This window comes from Armatimonas sp., assembly GCF_964826245.1.
Genome location: NZ_CBAYMC010000087.1, coordinates 1 through 15,766 on the forward strand (window position 1 = coordinate 1; position 15,766 = coordinate 15,766).

A 15,766-nucleotide genomic window follows, 5' to 3' on the forward strand; every position below is an offset into this window, starting at 1 on the left:
GGTGCTCTTTGTCAGTATCACCTTCAACGATATTCTCAAGCTTCTGGGGAGAGGCTAGCAACGATGAACTCAGGCGAGGTCACCGAGCCCGTCGCACCAGAGATGAGCTTTGAGGAGTTTGTCGCCTGGTGTGAAGCGAATCCGTACCATGACGAAAACGGCATTGATCTATCGCATCTCCGTGAGAACCTAAAACTAACACCAAGAGAGCGAGTCGAAAAACTCCAACGAGCTGTCGCGATGGTTGTGAAAATCCGACCGCTTAACTCGCGACAAAAGTCATGATTGAGCAGATTCCACCTGAGTTTTCCCAAGTGCTTCAGGATTTGGTCGCGTTCGACATCAAGTTTGTGGTTGTTGGTGGTTTGGCTCTGAGCTTGCTCGGTGGTGATCATTTCACCTATGACATGGACATCTCACCGGTGCCTGATCTGGCGAACCGAGAGGCTCTGATCGTGTATTTGAAAACTCTTCATGCGCGGCCACTGGGAATGCCTCCAAGCCAGAACTTCCAGATTTTACCTCGGCATCTTGAGATTGGAAAGCTTCGATTCCTCAATCTTAAAACAGATTTGGGAGACATTGATATTCTTCCTCTCCCTGCTGGGATAGACTCGTTTGAGGGACTCTGGGAGCGTTCGGTGGAGCTGGACATGGGCGGATTCAAGGTGCGAGTGGCCTCGCTTGAAGACTTGGCGGCAATGAAACGGGCGGCGGGACGAACCAAGGACAAGCTCCACTTACTGGAAATTGAAGCGCTGATTCGCCTGCGCGATGAGGAAGGTCTGAGTGCGACGTAAGCATAACGGTTTTTTGCTGGTTCTTGCCCTGCCACTACTCGCACTGACTGGGTTTGCGCTCAAACAGCCTGAGGTGCCGCAAAAGACACAGCCCGTGCGTGATCCTGCACCGCATGAAGTTGCCTTGCTTGCAAGTGGTAGCCGAGCACTGGTGACGGAGCGTGGGACGGGCTCGGTTGCACTCTTCGATTTGGTGGCGGGCAGTGTGCTGGGCCGGGCTGCGGTAGGTCAGGAGCCATTCTGCGTGGCGGCACGTGCCGATGTCGCCGTGTCAACGAACTACGGCTCGGACTCCCTGAGCGTCCTCACGATCTCGGGTGATACGCTCACGGTTGCTGCGACCATTCCCGTGGGAGATGAGCCGCGTGGCGTGGTGCTGAGCCGCGAGGGGAAGACAGCCTACGTGGCGCTGGGCGGCGAAGATGTGATTGTGGTGGTAGATCTTGCCAGCCGCAAAGTGCTCAAGCGACTCCCGACGGGCCTAGAGCCGTGGCATGTCGCACTCACCCCCGATGGTAAGCGACTGGTCGTGGGCTGCACGCGTGCCCGGACACTCTCTGTCTATGCGCTCCCTAGTGGTGAGGAGCTCTACACCGTGCCACTCAATGGGCGCAATGTACGCCATATCGGCATCTCCCCCGACGGCAAACAAGCCCTGGTTCCTTTCATCAACGAGCGTCGCTTTCCTGCAACCAAAGATAACATTGATCGGGGCTGGGTGGTGGGCAATCGCCTTGCCCGCGTGCCACTGACGGAAGAAGGGCCGCGTGAGGCGATTGCACTAGACACGCAGGGCGATGCACTGGGCGATGTGGACGGCTGCACGGTCTCTCCCGATGGCCAGACAGTCGCACTCACCGCAGGCGGAACCCATGAGCTAGTGCTCTTCTCCAAGATCGCCGGACTCCCCTTTGTGGCCTTTGGTGGCCCCGAGGACTACCTAGAACCCGAGTCGGTGCAGCGGATTCGGCGCATCAAGCTGGGTGGCAGACCGCTGGGAGCACAGTTCTCAAGAGATGGCAAGCAGCTCATTGTCGCCAATGACTTTCTCAATGCGGTTCAGGTGGTAGATGTCGCGTCGGGAGCCATCACAAAAACGATCGCGCTCGGTGGCCCAAAAGTGCCGTCACAAGTGCGCCAGGGCGAGCAGCTCTTCCACGATGCCAAGCGCTCCTTCCACGCCTGGTACTCCTGCGCCTCGTGTCATACGGAGGGCCATACCAACGGCGGCAACTTTGATACCTTCAACGATGGTAGCTATGGCAGGCCCAAGAAGACCCTGAGCCTCCGCGGCGTCGCCCAGACCGCGCCCTACACCTGGCACGGCTGGCAGAAGACACTGCGGCAGGGGATTGTCGAGTCGTTCACCAAGAGCATGCAGGGCGAGGAGCCAACCGTGGCGGAGGCGGAGGCCGTGGAAGCCTACTTAAAGTCGCTGGACTGGAAAAAGTCCCCGTTTCCGACAAACGCCGCTGGCCAGAAAGTCTTTGTCGCCAAAGGGTGCACGGGCTGCCATGGGGGGACAAGCTACGCCACGCCAACCATCACCAAGACAGGACTGGAAGAGGCAGGGGATGCTTACGAAGGCTACAACCCCCCGACCCTGCGCAATGTCTACAGCCGCGCTCCGTATCTGCATGACGGACGTGCACGCACGCTAGAAGATGTCCTCACCAAACACCACCGTCCTAGCCCGCTCACCGGCCAGCCCGACTGCACGCCGCAAGAGCTAAAAGACCTTGTCGCGTTTCTAAAAAGCCTGTAGTGTCTCTAGCCTCCGAGGGAGCGGAGGCCGTGTGCGGCGGCGCTGGTGGGGATACTGTCTGTTGTCGTGGGAGTGGGGGCGGCTGTGGGAGTGCTCTGCGCCGTGACGGCAGGCGCGGCGACTCCGAGACGGCGCAGGGCATCGTGGGCGTAGGTGGTTTGGAGGCCGTTGGGGAAACGCTGGATCAGCTCGATATAGAGGGCCACTGCTGCTGACTTATCGGCGGAACCCTGCTCCTGGAGTCTTGCTTTTCGCATTAAGGCGAGCTCGCCATCACGACCACGTGGGTCGTAGAGGAAGACACGCTGGTAGAGCTGCTCGGCAAGCGCGTAGTCTCCCAGGCTCTCTAGGCGACTGGCCAGACGCAGCAGAACTGGCGCCGGAATCGCTCCCGGCTCGCTTGCCAGATTCAGTGCCATCCGGGCGACAGCATCGGGCTCTTCACTGCCAATGAGAACCTGAGCACGCTTCACAAATATCTCACGAATGTTGGAGTAGTTGACACTCTGAGCGCTACTCTCCGAGCTACTGATGGCGGAGCTCATCGCCTTGCGGCAGTAAGTGAACACTAGCTCGGGGTTGTTGGGATCGTGCTCGAGGAGGGCCTCCAGCTCATGTGTGGAGAGTATTGCGTAGTCGCCGCGAACCTCGGAGCGAATAGACTCCGCCTCTGAGGCTTCCTCACTCTCGCGATCCTCGCGAAAGAGGAGCGGCATGAGTGCTCCTAAAGTGGCTCCGGCAAGCCCTCCTAGCGGCACGAGTGCTCCCTGGATCCCTTGCTGGAGGGTGATCCCCGAGACGATAAGAGTCACCACAAGAGAGTAGAGTGCCACCCAGATTCCCTGCCAGTCCCCCGCCGATTCGGAGTCCCCGGTTGCAGCGCGCAGAAGGCCCAAGCTGGGGAAAATCTTGATGCGAGCAAAGGGGAACAGGTAGATAAAGGCTCCCATGCAACCTAAAACTCCTCCAATCGCCCCGAGTGGCTTGGGCTCTACCCCTAGCCCTAGTGCGAGGCCGTGGCTACTGACTCCCCCGGCAAAACCGGCGAGGAGGTAGATCAGCAAGAGCTTCACGGGCCCGAGTCGGTTTTCTACGGCTCCGCCGAAAACCCAGAGGAGCAGGCAGTTAACGAAGAGCTGTGCAAGGCTTGCATTTTGAAAAGGGGCACTTGCCAAACCAAAGGGAGCGAGAGAGGGAGCGAGCAAAAAACACATGCCGCTGATAACGATGAGTGCGATGGATGTGATAGGGACATGTTCAAGAGGTGTTTTGGCGCGGTAAGGGATCATATTGAGTTTTGTTCTTTCCCAAACGGGACGGTGGTATATTGGAGATGGTGGGGATCAATTCCTTGTTCCCTCGCAAAGCAATTCCTGTACGAATCGTTTAGAGAGCCTCTTGAGGGACGCTGTGGCACTGGCGGCAGCGTGCTTCGTAGTGCTCGGTTGCGCCAATGAGCACGGTCGGGGCGCTGGCGGGAGCAGGCAGGCCATTGAGGAGCCGCTGGGAGCGTGCGGCATTTCCCCCGCAGACCGCGCAGATCGCCCGGAGCTTCACGACATCGTCTGCGACGGCGATGAGCTGAGGCATCGCGCCAAAGGGGGCCCCACGAAAGTCCATGTCGAGCCCGGAGACGATCACCTCTTTGCCTTCGTCGGCGAGTGCCTGGCAGACGCTGAAGATGCCTTCGTCGAAGAACTGCGCCTCTTCAATCGCGACAACCTGAGTCTCAGGGGCAACGGTGAGGTAGAGTGCGGCGCTGTTCTCCACGGCCAGTGCCTCGTGGAGCGCCCCATTGTGGGAGCGGATGACGGTGGCGGGGTCTCGGGTGTCGAGGGCGGGCTTGAAGACCTGAACCGTGCGCTTGGCGTAGAGTGCGCGGCGGACAAGGCGGATCAGCTCTTCTGTCTTGCCGGAGAACATCGAGCCACAGATAACCGTGAGGGAGCCAGTAGGCATACCGGCCATTCTACCCGACACACGCCGATTGGAGTCCCCCCGATTAGAACGGGGGACGGGAGAGCTAAAGCGACGAAGGGCCACCCAGAGGGTACCCAGGCCATAAAAATTCTGTATGGCCCGAAGCGGCCTTTGTAGCGCGAAGCGCTCGTTAGCCCTGCCGCTCTAACCGGCGGGGTGATTCACCCGGCGGCAGGGGACAAGTTTCTGGAACTCCGTGCCGTGGGCGGCAAGGGGCAGGGAAAAAGCGGTGCGCTGATGGGCAAAATACTCCGTGAGCTGTGTGGCGGCTTGCTGGAAGCCAGTAATCGCCTCGCCATTGGAGGTAAGCCGGAGCGTGCAGAGCGGGGTTTTGAGGTGCGTGTGGTGGGTCACAGTCTGCATTATTCCACAGAAAAAGAATTGACTTTGCCGTTCCGGGTCGGGCATACTCTTCGTAGTGTTGGGAGTGGAGGGCGGAGTTACAATCGTTAGCCTTTCAAGCCTTCGGGTTTGAGCCACGATGTTTCGTCGTGGTGGCCGTAAAGCTCGCTTTACATCACCGGTCGCCGATGCGGCTCAGCGCAGTGCGTAGTAGTACGCTACCTCCGTGGTGCGCGCTGATGAGCCTTCGGCCACACCCCATGGTAGCGTACTACTACGCACTGCGCCTACAGTGATCGTCGCCGGTCCCTGCAGGATAGTAGCGACTGTCGCCCTCCACTCCAAACACAGAGTGCTGTGTGGAAGATCACTATGCCTGAGTCCAACACCGATCTGCTTCGTTTTGTCCGGGAATCTCCCCTCACCTTTGGCCCGTGGCGCGAGCTGAAGTCTCTCTATAAGAAATTAGAGGCTGACCCAAGTGCCAAACCTGAGACTCTGGGAGCGCTTATCGCACGGCTCGATACCACGCCGCTGAGCCAGCCGAGTGAGCAGCCCCGCGTGGAGATCGGACGTGCCCAGAGCATCGCGGGGATTGCGGCTCAGGGAGAGAAGCTCGCGGTGGTTCTCAATCGCTCCTGGAACAATCCCTATCTCTCACTGCTCGATTTCTCGGTGCCCGACAAGCTAAAGCCCAAAAAAGTTGGGATCGCCAAGCTCGAAAATGCCCCACGAGATATCCGTCAGGTGCTCTGGTGCGGCCCCCTGATCGTCCTTGCCTATCCCACCGAGCTACGTATTTTTGAACCCGAGCGCGACACGCTCAACCCACTCGCGACGCTCACGGTTAATAACTACCACGTGGCGGCACAGTTTCCCTATCTCTACGTGATCGTCAAAGACGCGCTGCGTATTTTTGACCTCCGCGATATTCACGGCTCTGGTGCGGGTCTGGATATGCGCGGGGCAAAGCAAGTGGCGGTAGGCGAGGGGTTTGCCGTCGTGCTGGGCGAGGGAGCAGGCTTTGCCTGGAACCGCCTGCCGACTCCTGGGGGCATTAAAGTTCTTGATACCAGTGATCCCCAAAAGCCCGTCATGGTTGGCGAGCTGCCCCTGGCCAATGCTAAGACTCTGGCGCTGGAGGGGAAGATGCTGTTTGTCTCCACCTCCACACGGAACAACAGTCAAGATCTACACCGCATTGACTTAGGGAGGCTGAGCGCACCTACTGTCACGGGAAAGCTGAATCTGGGTTACAGTTACCAGGAGCTGAGCTTGGGGATCATCAACGGACTGGTGTACGCAGCGGATCAGTTCCGTCTGAGGCTCCTTGATGGTCGCGATGCCACCCTTAAAGAACTCCCGCTAACACATCATGTTCAGGCACAACAGCTTGCGCTTAGCCGTGAATGGCTCTACGCCCGCTCCTGGCAGGGACTCTCGCTACTGAGCCTGGCCTATCCCGAGCGGCCCACTCCCTACGGCACGCCGCCCTCAGCGCGAACCATTGGCTACATGAAGCGCCGTGCGCGGCGACACCTACGCACCTTGGAAAGCTCCGACCCGATGCGCTTTGTGGAGCTGGCGTCTCACACGCTGAGCAATGTCACCGAACCGCTGGAGCCTGCCCAGAATTGGATCGCCTTCGACCTGCTCTATGGGGCGGGAAAGCGCTTCGAACAACGCAGCCACGGGCGTGGGGCGTATGTGGAGAAAGCCACACTGGGCCTAAATCTCCGGCGATTCGAGGCCCGTGGCATGGCGGCATGGACAGCACATCCCGAGCGGGCCGCAACGCTCTATTTGAGTGGAAAAGCGATCTGGCAAGCACGCGAGCTGGCACTGAAAGCCTTGCGGGCGGCAAACGCCGCTGTGCCAGATGCCAAGGGAGCGGGCGTCGCGACGCCCTCACTGCTGCTCACGGCCTACGGGGTGCGGGAGCTGGTCGACGCGAAGAAGCTCACGCCGGAGCTAGCGGCACTGGGATTTGCCAAGGCCATCGCCCGACAGCGCACCAAGCTCCTGCCCAAGCTACTCAGCCACGCCGACGCTGATCCCACCTGGAAAGTGGCTTTTGTGGAGTGCGTTCTCCAGGCGAGCGACCCCACCAAACTCCGGCGCTTTGGTGCCATTGCCGGACTGGTTGCGGAGCGCTTCCCCGAGGCGGTGGGCGGCACTGCGGTGATTCGGCTTGTGCCGGGGCTGCTTGCAACGGGCACGCCCAATCTCACGGCTCTTGCGCACAATGCCGCTCAGTCGGTGGACGAAGGGACACTGGCAGAGTGGCTGGAGCTCCTACCACCGCTACGGGAGGCAGACTATGAGGCGCTCCTCATCGCGCTAGAAACGGGAGCCGCAGGCAAGGATCTAGGTGAGCCCTACGAGCTGATCGAGCACGAGAATGCTCTTGTTCGTGCAGCCCTCTGGCGCGTTCTTGCAGCCTCGGCGACGGCGAAAGAGTCACTAAGAAGCCTCTGGGAGGGTCTTCTCATGGCCTCCGCTGTCAACGATGCGCTCCAGACTGCGATGAACTCGCCTTATGCTCTGGCGACTCTTGGGCGGGCAGGTTTCACGGCAGCGGAGCTTTCGACAACGCTTACCGAGCGCCCGTTTCTGGTGGGGATTCTCGACACGCAAGCGTTCACCGCACTTACCCAGACACTGCCTGTCGGGGCGACGCTCAATCTCATCGCCGCTGCCGACGACGCCGTCTGGGGCCGGATTCGCGATGGCTGGGTGCGGAACTTGCGCGAAGGCTTGGGGATCACGGAGCTCTGGAGTGCTCTGCCGGAGGCACTGAAAAACGATACGACGGGCAACTTAGAAGCTCGCGTCCTTAACGATTCTACGATCACCGAGTGCCTGCTGACCTGCGAGGAGGCAGCGCGCCTGCTCGAAATCCGGGAGTCTGCTCTCGGGCCGCTCTTGGGGCGCTGGCTGGTGCGGCACTGGCCCAATCTGGAAAACGATGAGGGGCTTCTACTCACGGCCGCCACTCATGTGCTCGCCGATGTACGAACGCCCGCGCTGGAGATTGTCGCTCGAAAACCCCTCCGGCTCCCCTTTGCTCTGCGCCTGCTGGAGTGCGAGATTCCGGGAAGTGTTGCCGTGGGCAAGCGCTGGTTTGAAGGAAGTAGCCCGGAGGAGCTGGCAAACCGTGTGCTGGCGCTCTGCGATAGCCCCATCACTTCCGTTCGCACCTACGGGCGGCAGTTTGCGACGGCAAAAGCGCTCACGGGCGAAAAACTCGCCCTGTCGCTCTTTGAACACGACGAGCCGGACATGCAGGCCTTCGCCGCCGAGGTGGCGGGCGATACATCTGCGCCACGCTTTGATCGCACCGTACTACGCGCTCGCCACAAGTCGCGGCGGGCAAAAGAGGCGGTTAAAGTCCGTCAGGAAAATGCTGCGCCTGATGCTCAGGTAGATGTCGCGACTCTGCTCGCTCTTGCCCGTGGCGCGGGAAGCACGCGCGATGCGGAGTGGGCGCTGGTACAGCTCACCAAGCGGGCACTGGCGGGTGAGACCATCGAGGGGCTTTCGGTGTGATCGCCCCCCAACCCCCGTCCAACGGGGGAGATAAAAGGAATTTCCTCATTTTTCCCCCGCCGGGCGGGGGCTAGGGGGTAGGATCATGGAAGTAACACAAAACTACGCACGGCCCTCGGCGGCGGGGATTGATGACGCCGGGGCGCTTCGGATGGGGCTCACAGCGGAGGCATCGCGGCCTGGGGTGCAGCTTACCGCGCAGATTTTAGATAGCCGCAGCTACGCCCGCGTGATGCTCGCGCTCTACAATGTGGTGTCGTCGGACTTGCGCAGCAAGCAGAAAGACTACAGTGGCTACCAAAAGTGGGTAGAGGAGCGCTACCTAGAGGAATTGGACACGACGATGGGCGCAAAGATGCGTGCTCTGCCGGGTCTAAAAGAGAAGCAGGGGCGACTGAAAGAGCGGCTCAAGCACCTCAGTGGCGAGATACGTCCCCTGGAGGGGAGGATTCAGAGCGCGGAGTTTTACGGCAAGCGTGGGGAGTACTTTAACTGGCTCCGCAAGCACGATATGGATGCCTGGTGGGTGCTTGATCCTGTGGTTTCCGTGCACGAAGACTGCGTCGTGTTTGAGGTCTTCAGCCTGGATGAGTCGTCGTACGGGCGCGTGACGGTGCCTTGGGAAAAGCTCGATGTCTTGGGCGACGTTCGCTATGGGACGACCAACGTGGACTACTCCAGCGCCCTCGCCGATGAGATGCGCCGGATTCGCTCCTACCGCCCCGCGTTTCTCTCGGTCGCCGCCGAGGGGGTGAGCATCGCGACGGGAGCAGGGGAGCGGGTGGAGAAGAAGATCGATCTTCCGCCGACCTGGGTGCGTGGCTTCTTGCAAGTGCAGTCCGCCGCGGTCTATCCCGCGATTGAGGTGCCGTTCTCCCCCGAGACCATCGCCGATGTACTTGCGGCACTCCAGCGCGAGCGGGAGAAGACCGGCCCGCGCTCCTTGCGATTTCAGCTTATGCCCGGCGAGTGCCCGACCATCACCATCGAGCCGTGGGGGACGGTGATCAAAGAGCGCATCCATAAGTTCACGGGCGACTCTGCCACAGAGATTCGGCTCTGGGGGCGGCGGCGCTTGCTGGCGTTTGCGGACTTGCTTCCCCACGCCGACTTGGTGACCGCGCGCTTTCTGGGAACGGGCATGCCCTCGTACTGGAGCATCACGCTGGATGGGCATCGGTTTGATATTGGCGTCTCGGGTTGGACCAAGAACGACTGGTCGAGTGCGGCTCGCTTCGATGTGCTCGCCGCCACGGGGCAGGCCAGCGACGGTGACATTGCCAAGGCATCCCAAGAGCTCGAAAAGCGCCTCAAGCTCGTCCCAGCGGACATTGCCGACCTCTCCACTGAGACGGCTACCGCGGCGCTCCAGCGGCTCTGCGCCACAGGCATGGCGATGTACGACCTCGCCGACTCGTGCTACCGCTGGCGTCAGCTCCTCCCGTTCCCCGTGCCTGAGAGTGAGGGCGATCAGCGCAGCAAGCTCGCCGCACGCATCGTCCAGACCGGCGGCGTGAGCTTCCTGAAAGACACCGACGACGACGAAGCCTTCTCCACCCTCACCGCCCGCACCGATGACACCACGTTCCGGTTCCGCGCCTGGGTACGGGGTGGCGAGACGCGGCGCGAGGCCAAGTTCGCCGTGACGCTGGATCTTGATAACGATGGTCGCGTGCGCTTCGCCAGCTGCACCTGCTCGTTCTTCAAGCGCGAGAAGCTACGCAAAGGCCCCTGCGCCCATATCCTCGCCGCCGTCGGGCTAGCGTCACAGCAGCTTCTCGGGGCCAAGGCTGCCAAGAAAGCCGATACGAGTAGCGCCGATGCCTTCGACTTCACCGACAAGACCTTTGTCTTCACCGGGGCACTCACAAAATTCACCCGTGAGCAAGCCGAAGGGATCGTCGTCCAGCGCGGCGGAAAAGCGTCGGGGAGCGTCAGCAAGAACACTCATTATCTGGTTGCGGGCGACAAAGCGGGTAGCAAGCTCGTCAAGGCGCAAGAGCTAAAAATCCCCGTCATGACCGAAGATGAGTTCTTGGCACTACTCGGAGGAAGCATCGCATGACAGCGGCAGAGCGACAGCGTTTGAAAGAGATCGGCAAGGATGCTTTTATCCGTGAGGAGATGGTGCGCCTGGGGTTCTGGCCGCCCTCGCCGGAGATCGCCGAGCAATCGGCGGAGGCGGAGCGGAAGCTGCGGCCTCTCTACGACGAGCTGGTGAGTGTCCGGCGCGAGCTGGATGGAGTCGAGAAAGAGATTCGGGAGAGCGGCGATGTCCCGGCGCTGCTGGCGGAGATTCGGCGCAAGCGGATCGAGCGTGTGCGTGCGGCGCGCGTGGTCAAGAAAGTCGAGCGCGAGGCAGCGCTGGTCAAGAAACAGGAGCAAGACGCGCTCTGGCGGCGCACCAGCCTGCCGCATCTTGGACGTGGTGTCTCGGGCGGACTTAAATTTGCCGACGGCGAAATAGAGACGCTTTGCAATGCCATCGGCCTGACGGAGCGCGAGCTGGCGTGGCTCTGCTACCAGCGGTCGGCGTCGAAGACCGGGCACTACTCGCTCTTTACCATCCCCAAGAAGCGCGGTGGTAAGCGTGTGCTGGCCTCGCCTAAGAGCAAGCTCCGCCAGGCACAGCGCTGGATTCTGAGCGAGATTCTCGCCAAGCAAACTCCCCACGCCGCCGCGACGGCTTTTTCTCCCGGCGCGTCGGTGGTGAAGAACGCCGAGCCACACACGGGAAAAGCTGTTGTGGTTAAAGTGGACTTGCAAGACTTCTTTCCGTCGCTGGGCGTCAAGCGTGTCAAGAACTACTTCGAGCACCTAGGCCATAGCGAGGGAATCGCCACGGTTCTTGCGCTCCTCTGCACCGATTGCCCACGGGTTATTGTGGAGTTCGATGGCGAGAAAAAATTTGTCGCCGTGGGGCCACGTGGCGTCCCGCAAGGCGCGCTCACCAGCCCCGCGCTCTCCAACCTGCTCGTGGAGAAGCTGGACAAGCGGCTCACCGGCGCGGCACAGAAGCTCGGGTTTGTCTACACGCGCTACGCCGACGACCTGACGTTCTCCCACGCCGACGACAGCGCGCCTGTCGGATTGCTCCTCACGCTGGTGCGGCAGATCGTCGCCGATGAAAAGCTGACGGTGAACGAGAAGAAGACCCAAGTCTTGCGGGCATCGGACCGCCAGATCATCACCGGCCTCGTGGTCAATGGCGAGCAAGGCGCGCGCCTCTCCCGCGACGATGTCCGAAAGTTCCGCGCCATCCTCCACCACTGCGACACCGAGGGCTTCGAGAAAGTCAGCGAGCGCCTGGGCCGAAGCGCCCAAGCCTACTGCCAGGGCTACCTCGCGTTCATCAAAATGGTTCGCCCCGAGCTCGCCGAAAAGCTGGTCGCAGCGCATCCGTGGCTGTTTGGATCGAAGGGGAAGTCTTGGAACTGACTGAGCTGCTCCAAGGTTTTCCTGCGCTGACAGCCGCAACCGGGGCGCGATTGGCTGAGGCTGCGACGGTTTGTCTGGATAGGGTTGGGAAAAGTGGGACACTTACTTTGTCTGTTGCATTTGAGAGTGTGGAATATGAGTATCCTCTAACCGTTCTTGAAGTGACAGAGACTATGCGTGCCTGCTACAATGATTTGCAAGAGGCGACGGAAGAGGGAGCATCAGGAGTGGCAATTTTGCTTGCCCGTGAGCTGACAGGCTACCCGGCAGTGCTGCGATCTCGGAAGAGAACCGGATTTGACTATTGGTTGGGAGAGACGAGTGATCCGCCGTTTCGGGCACGGCTGGAAGTCTCAGGTATCGTCTGGGGAGACGAAAGTAGTCTGGAGGCTCGCGTGCGTGAAAAAGAGCTACAGACGTTGCGCTTTGACCGTGCAGGATTGCCTTCGTGGATAATTGTGGTACTTTTTCAAGAAGTTCGTGCAGGGGTAAAAAGACGATGACGGAGACAACTTTTGAGCTGCATAATCGTGCGATGGCACTTGCCGAGGAAGCAGATGCACAACGTAAAGCGGGAGAGGATGAGAAAGCTGATCAATTGCTGAGTGAGGCGTTTCTGCTCGAAAAAGAAGCTGCCATGCGTGTCATGCCCGAGCAAGAAAACAGCGAGCCATCGCGCTCGGTTCTCTATCGAAGCGCCGCGTCTCTTGCGCTGGAATGTGACAAAGTACGTGATGCGGAGCGACTCATCGCCATTGCACTCTCTGGAAATCCCCCAGAAGAGATCGCCGAGGAGTTGCGTGATCTGTGGATCGAAGTCTTCCGTCGCCTGCGCCCTGCCGAGAAACTGGCAGCATGATCGTTCTCCCCGCAGATGCCACCGACGAGCAGATCAAGCAGCTTGTGATTGACTGGATCGCCGTGGTTGCGGAGGAGCGCTACGAAGAGGCTCTGGGGATGCTCTATCAGGGAACGTTCAATCCCTTCTCCGACTCTCTTGATCCAGACGGCCAGCGCTGGACTCCTGAGCTACTCCAATTGGCTCTCGCTACCTATGGCTGTTTCGATCCTGAGTACGATGATGGGTGCCGGGCGGCACCTGTGACGCCACTGCGTGAAAGAGCTTTTGCAAATTATTTTTCGTTGGAGCGGCTGACCGAAAAATGTTGGAATCTTGAGCCGGAGGACTACGCGGCGATCATTCACTGTTGGATGCCGCTGAACTGCACGGCACCTGATCTACAGTTTGCTGATGACGAAATTAGCGATTTGACGCTTCGCATGTTCGTTCGTCGTGTGCCGGATGGTCTTGCATTGGAACTCTCGCTCATTCATCCGCAATAGAAGCACTGTTGAATAGCGCCGGGCTGAGAATCTATCCCAGCCCGGCACGGGCTTTACGGCGCGAAGCGCCACCAAGACGCCTCATTTCATGGGGCGGCTACGCGGCGGACTTTTGCACCACCGTGATCCCAAGCTCCTTGAGCTGCTCGGGCTCCACCTCCGACGGGGCGTCCATCATCGGGTCGTAGCCACCGCCCATCTTGGGGAAGGCGATGACCTCGCGGATGTTCTCTTCATCGCAGAGGAGCATGATGAGGCGATCCAAGCCCGGTGCCATCCCGGCGTGGGGCGGGGCGCCCAGCGCGAAGGCGTCGAGCATGTGCCCGAAGCGGCTCTGGATCTGCTCGGGAGTCAGGCCCATTTTTTCGAATACCTTTACCTGGATCTCCGGGACATGGATACGAACCGCGCCCGACGCGCACTCGGTGCCGTTGCAGACCATGTCGTAGCACTGGGCGCGCATGGCTAAGGGGTCAGATTCGAACTTGTCGAGGTCGTCGGCTTGGGGCATCGCAAACGGGTTGTGGGCAAACGTGAGCTTGCCGGTCTCTTCGTCTTTCTCGAAGACCGGGAAGTCCACGATCCAGCAGTAGGCGAGCTTGTTCTTGTCGATCAGCCCCAGCTTGCCACCGATAAAGCGGCGCAGGCGGTCCAGCACCTTGGCAACCGTCTCCGGCTGGTCGGCGATAAAGCCCACTAGGTCGCCAGGTTGCGCCTCGGCGGCGGCGACCAGTGCTTCTTTTTCGGTATCGGAGAGGAACTTGGCGACGGGGCCACGGGTGGCCTTGCCTTCTTCATCCACCAGGAAGTACGCCATGCCCTTGGCGCCCCAGTCGCGGCTGAGATTTCCTAGCTCGTCCATCTCGCGGCGGGGGATGCTCGCGCCACCGGGGTAGCGCACGGCCTTGACTTGCCCACCGCTGGCGAGCGTCTGCTGGAAGACCGCAAACTGTGTCTCGGTAAGATGCGGGGCGCAGTCGATCAGCTCCAGCCCGAAGCGAATATCGGGCTTGTCGGTGCCAAAGCGGCGCATGGACTCATCAAACGAGAAGCGTGGGAAGGGCTTGGAGAGAATTGTCTTGCCGGTCTGAGGCGTGAATTTTTCAATCACCTCAATGACCATGCCCTCAACCATCCCGAGTACATCGTCTTGGGTTGCGAAGGCCATCTCCAGGTCAATCTGGGTGAACTCAGGCTGACGGTCGGCGCGCTGACCTTCGTCGCGGAAGCACTTGGCGATCTGGAAGTAGCGCTCCATCCCCCCGACCATCAGAAGCTGCTTGAACTGCTGCGGCGCTTGGGGCAGGGCATAGAACTTCCCGGCTTGCAGGCGGTAGGGGACTAAGTAGTCGCGGGCACCCTCGGGCGAGGACTTGGTGAGAATCGGCGTCTCGATCTCTAGGAAGTTATGCTTGTAAAAGTACTCACGCACCGCTCGGACGACCTCGTGCCGAAGTGCCATTTTCTTGTACATCTCGGGGCGGCGCAGGTCTAAGTAGCGGTACTTGAGGCGCGTCTCCTCGTTGATATTCTTGTCGTCTAGCTGGAAGGGGAGGGATCGGGAGGGGTTAAAGACCGTGATCTCAATCGCCTCGATCTCCACACCGCCCGTCTCCAAATTGGGGTTTGCGAGCCCTTCGGGACGAGCTGCGACCCTGCCACGGACAGACAGGCAGTACTCGTTGTGTACTTTCTCTGCGATGGCGTGGGCCTCGGGGCCGGTGACATTGCGCGTGGGATCGGCGACAATCTGCACAAGACCGGTGCGGTCCCGCAAGTCCATGAAGACAACTCCACCGTGGTCGCGGACACTATTGGCCCACCCATTAACCACCACTTCCTGTCCTACATGCTCGGCGCGCAGTGCGCCACAGTCTACCGTCCGCTGCCAGCTTGCAAATGCCACAAAAACCTCCATGTGCCTCCTCAGAGGCGCGTAAGCGTCATTATATCGCGAGCATCCCGCCCGTTAGAGGGGCGGGACTGGAGAGCCTACGGCTGCAAAGGCCGTCCCGGCCATAAAGAGATCCGGGCGCGGCTGAACACTCGCACGTTTTCTTTCCATGAGCTTCATTGTCGGTGACGGGCTCACTTTTGGTAAACTAGGAGCGAAATGCTAAAAGTGCTACTCACCAGCGCCATTTGTCTGGTTTTTATTTCAGCGGCATCTGCGCGGCCTGAGTACGCGAAAAAAGAGGGCCAGAAGTGCAGCTACTGCCATATTAACTACGCGGCGGGCTACTTCACCTACCGTGGGATGTACTACAAGCTCCATAACCGCTCGTTTGCTAACTTTGACAATCTTGCCGAAGCCAAGCTTGCCGGTGTTGCTCCGGACTCGGAGGGAAATGCCTCCGCTCCGACCAATGAGGACTATCCAAGCGTGAGCGTTCCGGCGGCGCTGAACTTTACGGTGAAGGACATCTTGGGCAATCCCGTGAAGCTCTCCCGCTACGAGGGCCAGGTGATTATGGTGGTGAATGTCGCGTCTAAGTGCGGCAACACGCCCCAGTACAAGAGCCTTGAAGCGCTGTATGAGAAGTACAAG

General features: G+C 60.1%; 13 protein-coding genes and 1 pseudogene. 10 read left to right on the forward strand and 4 right to left on the reverse strand.

All coding sequences use genetic code 11. The annotated features are described in order from the left end of the window. The first annotated feature begins 63 nt into the window (after positions 1-63). Genes AC1XOS_RS10245 through AC1XOS_RS10255 form a run of 3 tightly spaced genes read left to right on the forward strand, consistent with a single transcriptional unit; the run spans position 64 to position 2,565 of the window. Positions 64-285: a hypothetical protein gene (locus tag AC1XOS_RS10245; RefSeq protein WP_481962126.1), complete on the forward strand. Its 222-nt coding sequence runs from the start codon at positions 64-66 to the stop codon at positions 283-285. Further along, complete coding sequence (locus AC1XOS_RS10250; RefSeq protein WP_481962127.1) at positions 282-800, forward strand: nucleotidyl transferase AbiEii/AbiGii toxin family protein; 519 nt, start codon at positions 282-284, stop codon at positions 798-800. Before AC1XOS_RS10245 ends, AC1XOS_RS10250 begins: the two co-directional genes overlap by 4 nt. Further along, entirely contained in the window at positions 790-2,565 is a 1,776-nt protein-coding gene (locus AC1XOS_RS10255; RefSeq protein ID WP_481962128.1) for a c-type cytochrome, read from the forward strand. The genes AC1XOS_RS10250 and AC1XOS_RS10255 overlap by 11 nt, the downstream gene beginning before the upstream one ends. A gap of 5 nt (positions 2,566-2,570) precedes the next feature. Here AC1XOS_RS10255 and AC1XOS_RS10260 read toward each other — a convergent pair whose 3' ends face one another. The 3 genes from AC1XOS_RS10260 to AC1XOS_RS10270 form a co-directional block, all read right to left on the reverse strand. Then, a complete protein-coding gene (locus tag AC1XOS_RS10260) occupies positions 2,571-3,854 on the reverse strand; it encodes a rhomboid family intramembrane serine protease (protein WP_481962129.1) in 1,284 nt (427 codons plus the stop codon). Positions 3,855-3,951: 97 nt separating this feature from the next. After that, positions 3,952-4,524 (reverse strand): thymidine kinase, encoded by a 573-nt coding sequence (locus AC1XOS_RS10265; protein ID WP_481962130.1) that lies wholly within the window; start codon positions 4,522-4,524, stop codon positions 3,952-3,954. Between the two features lie 165 nt (positions 4,525-4,689). Beyond that, positions 4,690-4,908 carry a hypothetical protein gene (locus AC1XOS_RS10270; RefSeq protein WP_481962131.1) on the reverse strand — a complete coding sequence of 73 codons (219 nt, stop codon included), beginning with the start codon at positions 4,906-4,908 and terminating at the stop codon, positions 4,690-4,692. Positions 4,909-5,259: 351 nt separating this feature from the next. On the opposite strand from AC1XOS_RS10270, the gene AC1XOS_RS10275 reads away from it, so the two are divergent. The 6 genes from AC1XOS_RS10275 to AC1XOS_RS10300 all read left to right on the forward strand — a co-directional run bounded on the left by AC1XOS_RS10275 (position 5,260) and on the right by AC1XOS_RS10300 (position 13,218). Beyond that, the gene (locus tag AC1XOS_RS10275; RefSeq protein ID WP_481962132.1) at positions 5,260-8,436 is read left to right on the forward strand and encodes a hypothetical protein; all 3,177 of its coding nucleotides are present in this window, start codon (positions 5,260-5,262) and stop codon (positions 8,434-8,436) included. An 85-nt stretch (positions 8,437-8,521) separates the two neighbouring features. Next, positions 8,522-10,501, forward strand: a complete 1,980-nt coding sequence (locus AC1XOS_RS10280; RefSeq protein WP_481962133.1) for an SWIM zinc finger family protein — start codon at positions 8,522-8,524, stop codon at positions 10,499-10,501. Next, positions 10,498-11,874 (forward strand): reverse transcriptase family protein, encoded by a 1,377-nt coding sequence (locus AC1XOS_RS10285; protein WP_481962134.1) that lies wholly within the window; start codon positions 10,498-10,500, stop codon positions 11,872-11,874. Before AC1XOS_RS10280 ends, AC1XOS_RS10285 begins: the two co-directional genes overlap by 4 nt. Then, positions 11,865-12,377, forward strand: a complete 513-nt coding sequence (locus AC1XOS_RS10290; protein ID WP_481962135.1) for a hypothetical protein — start codon at positions 11,865-11,867, stop codon at positions 12,375-12,377. The genes AC1XOS_RS10285 and AC1XOS_RS10290 overlap by 10 nt, the downstream gene beginning before the upstream one ends. Continuing rightward, on the forward strand, positions 12,374-12,733 hold the full coding sequence (locus AC1XOS_RS10295; RefSeq protein WP_481962136.1) for a hypothetical protein: 360 nt from the start codon (positions 12,374-12,376) through the stop codon (positions 12,731-12,733). The genes AC1XOS_RS10290 and AC1XOS_RS10295 overlap by 4 nt, the downstream gene beginning before the upstream one ends. Then, on the forward strand, positions 12,730-13,218 hold the full coding sequence (locus AC1XOS_RS10300) for a hypothetical protein (protein ID WP_481962137.1): 489 nt from the start codon (positions 12,730-12,732) through the stop codon (positions 13,216-13,218). The genes AC1XOS_RS10295 and AC1XOS_RS10300 overlap by 4 nt, the downstream gene beginning before the upstream one ends. A 97-nt stretch (positions 13,219-13,315) precedes the next feature. Here AC1XOS_RS10300 and aspS read toward each other — a convergent pair whose 3' ends face one another. Then, entirely contained in the window at positions 13,316-15,136 is a 1,821-nt protein-coding gene (gene aspS, locus AC1XOS_RS10305; protein WP_481962138.1) for an aspartate--tRNA ligase, read from the reverse strand. 465 nt (positions 15,137-15,601) lie between these two features. Here aspS and AC1XOS_RS10310 point away from each other — a divergent pair. Next, positions 15,602-15,766: pseudogene (locus tag AC1XOS_RS10310) on the forward strand (glutathione peroxidase); the annotation flags it as partial.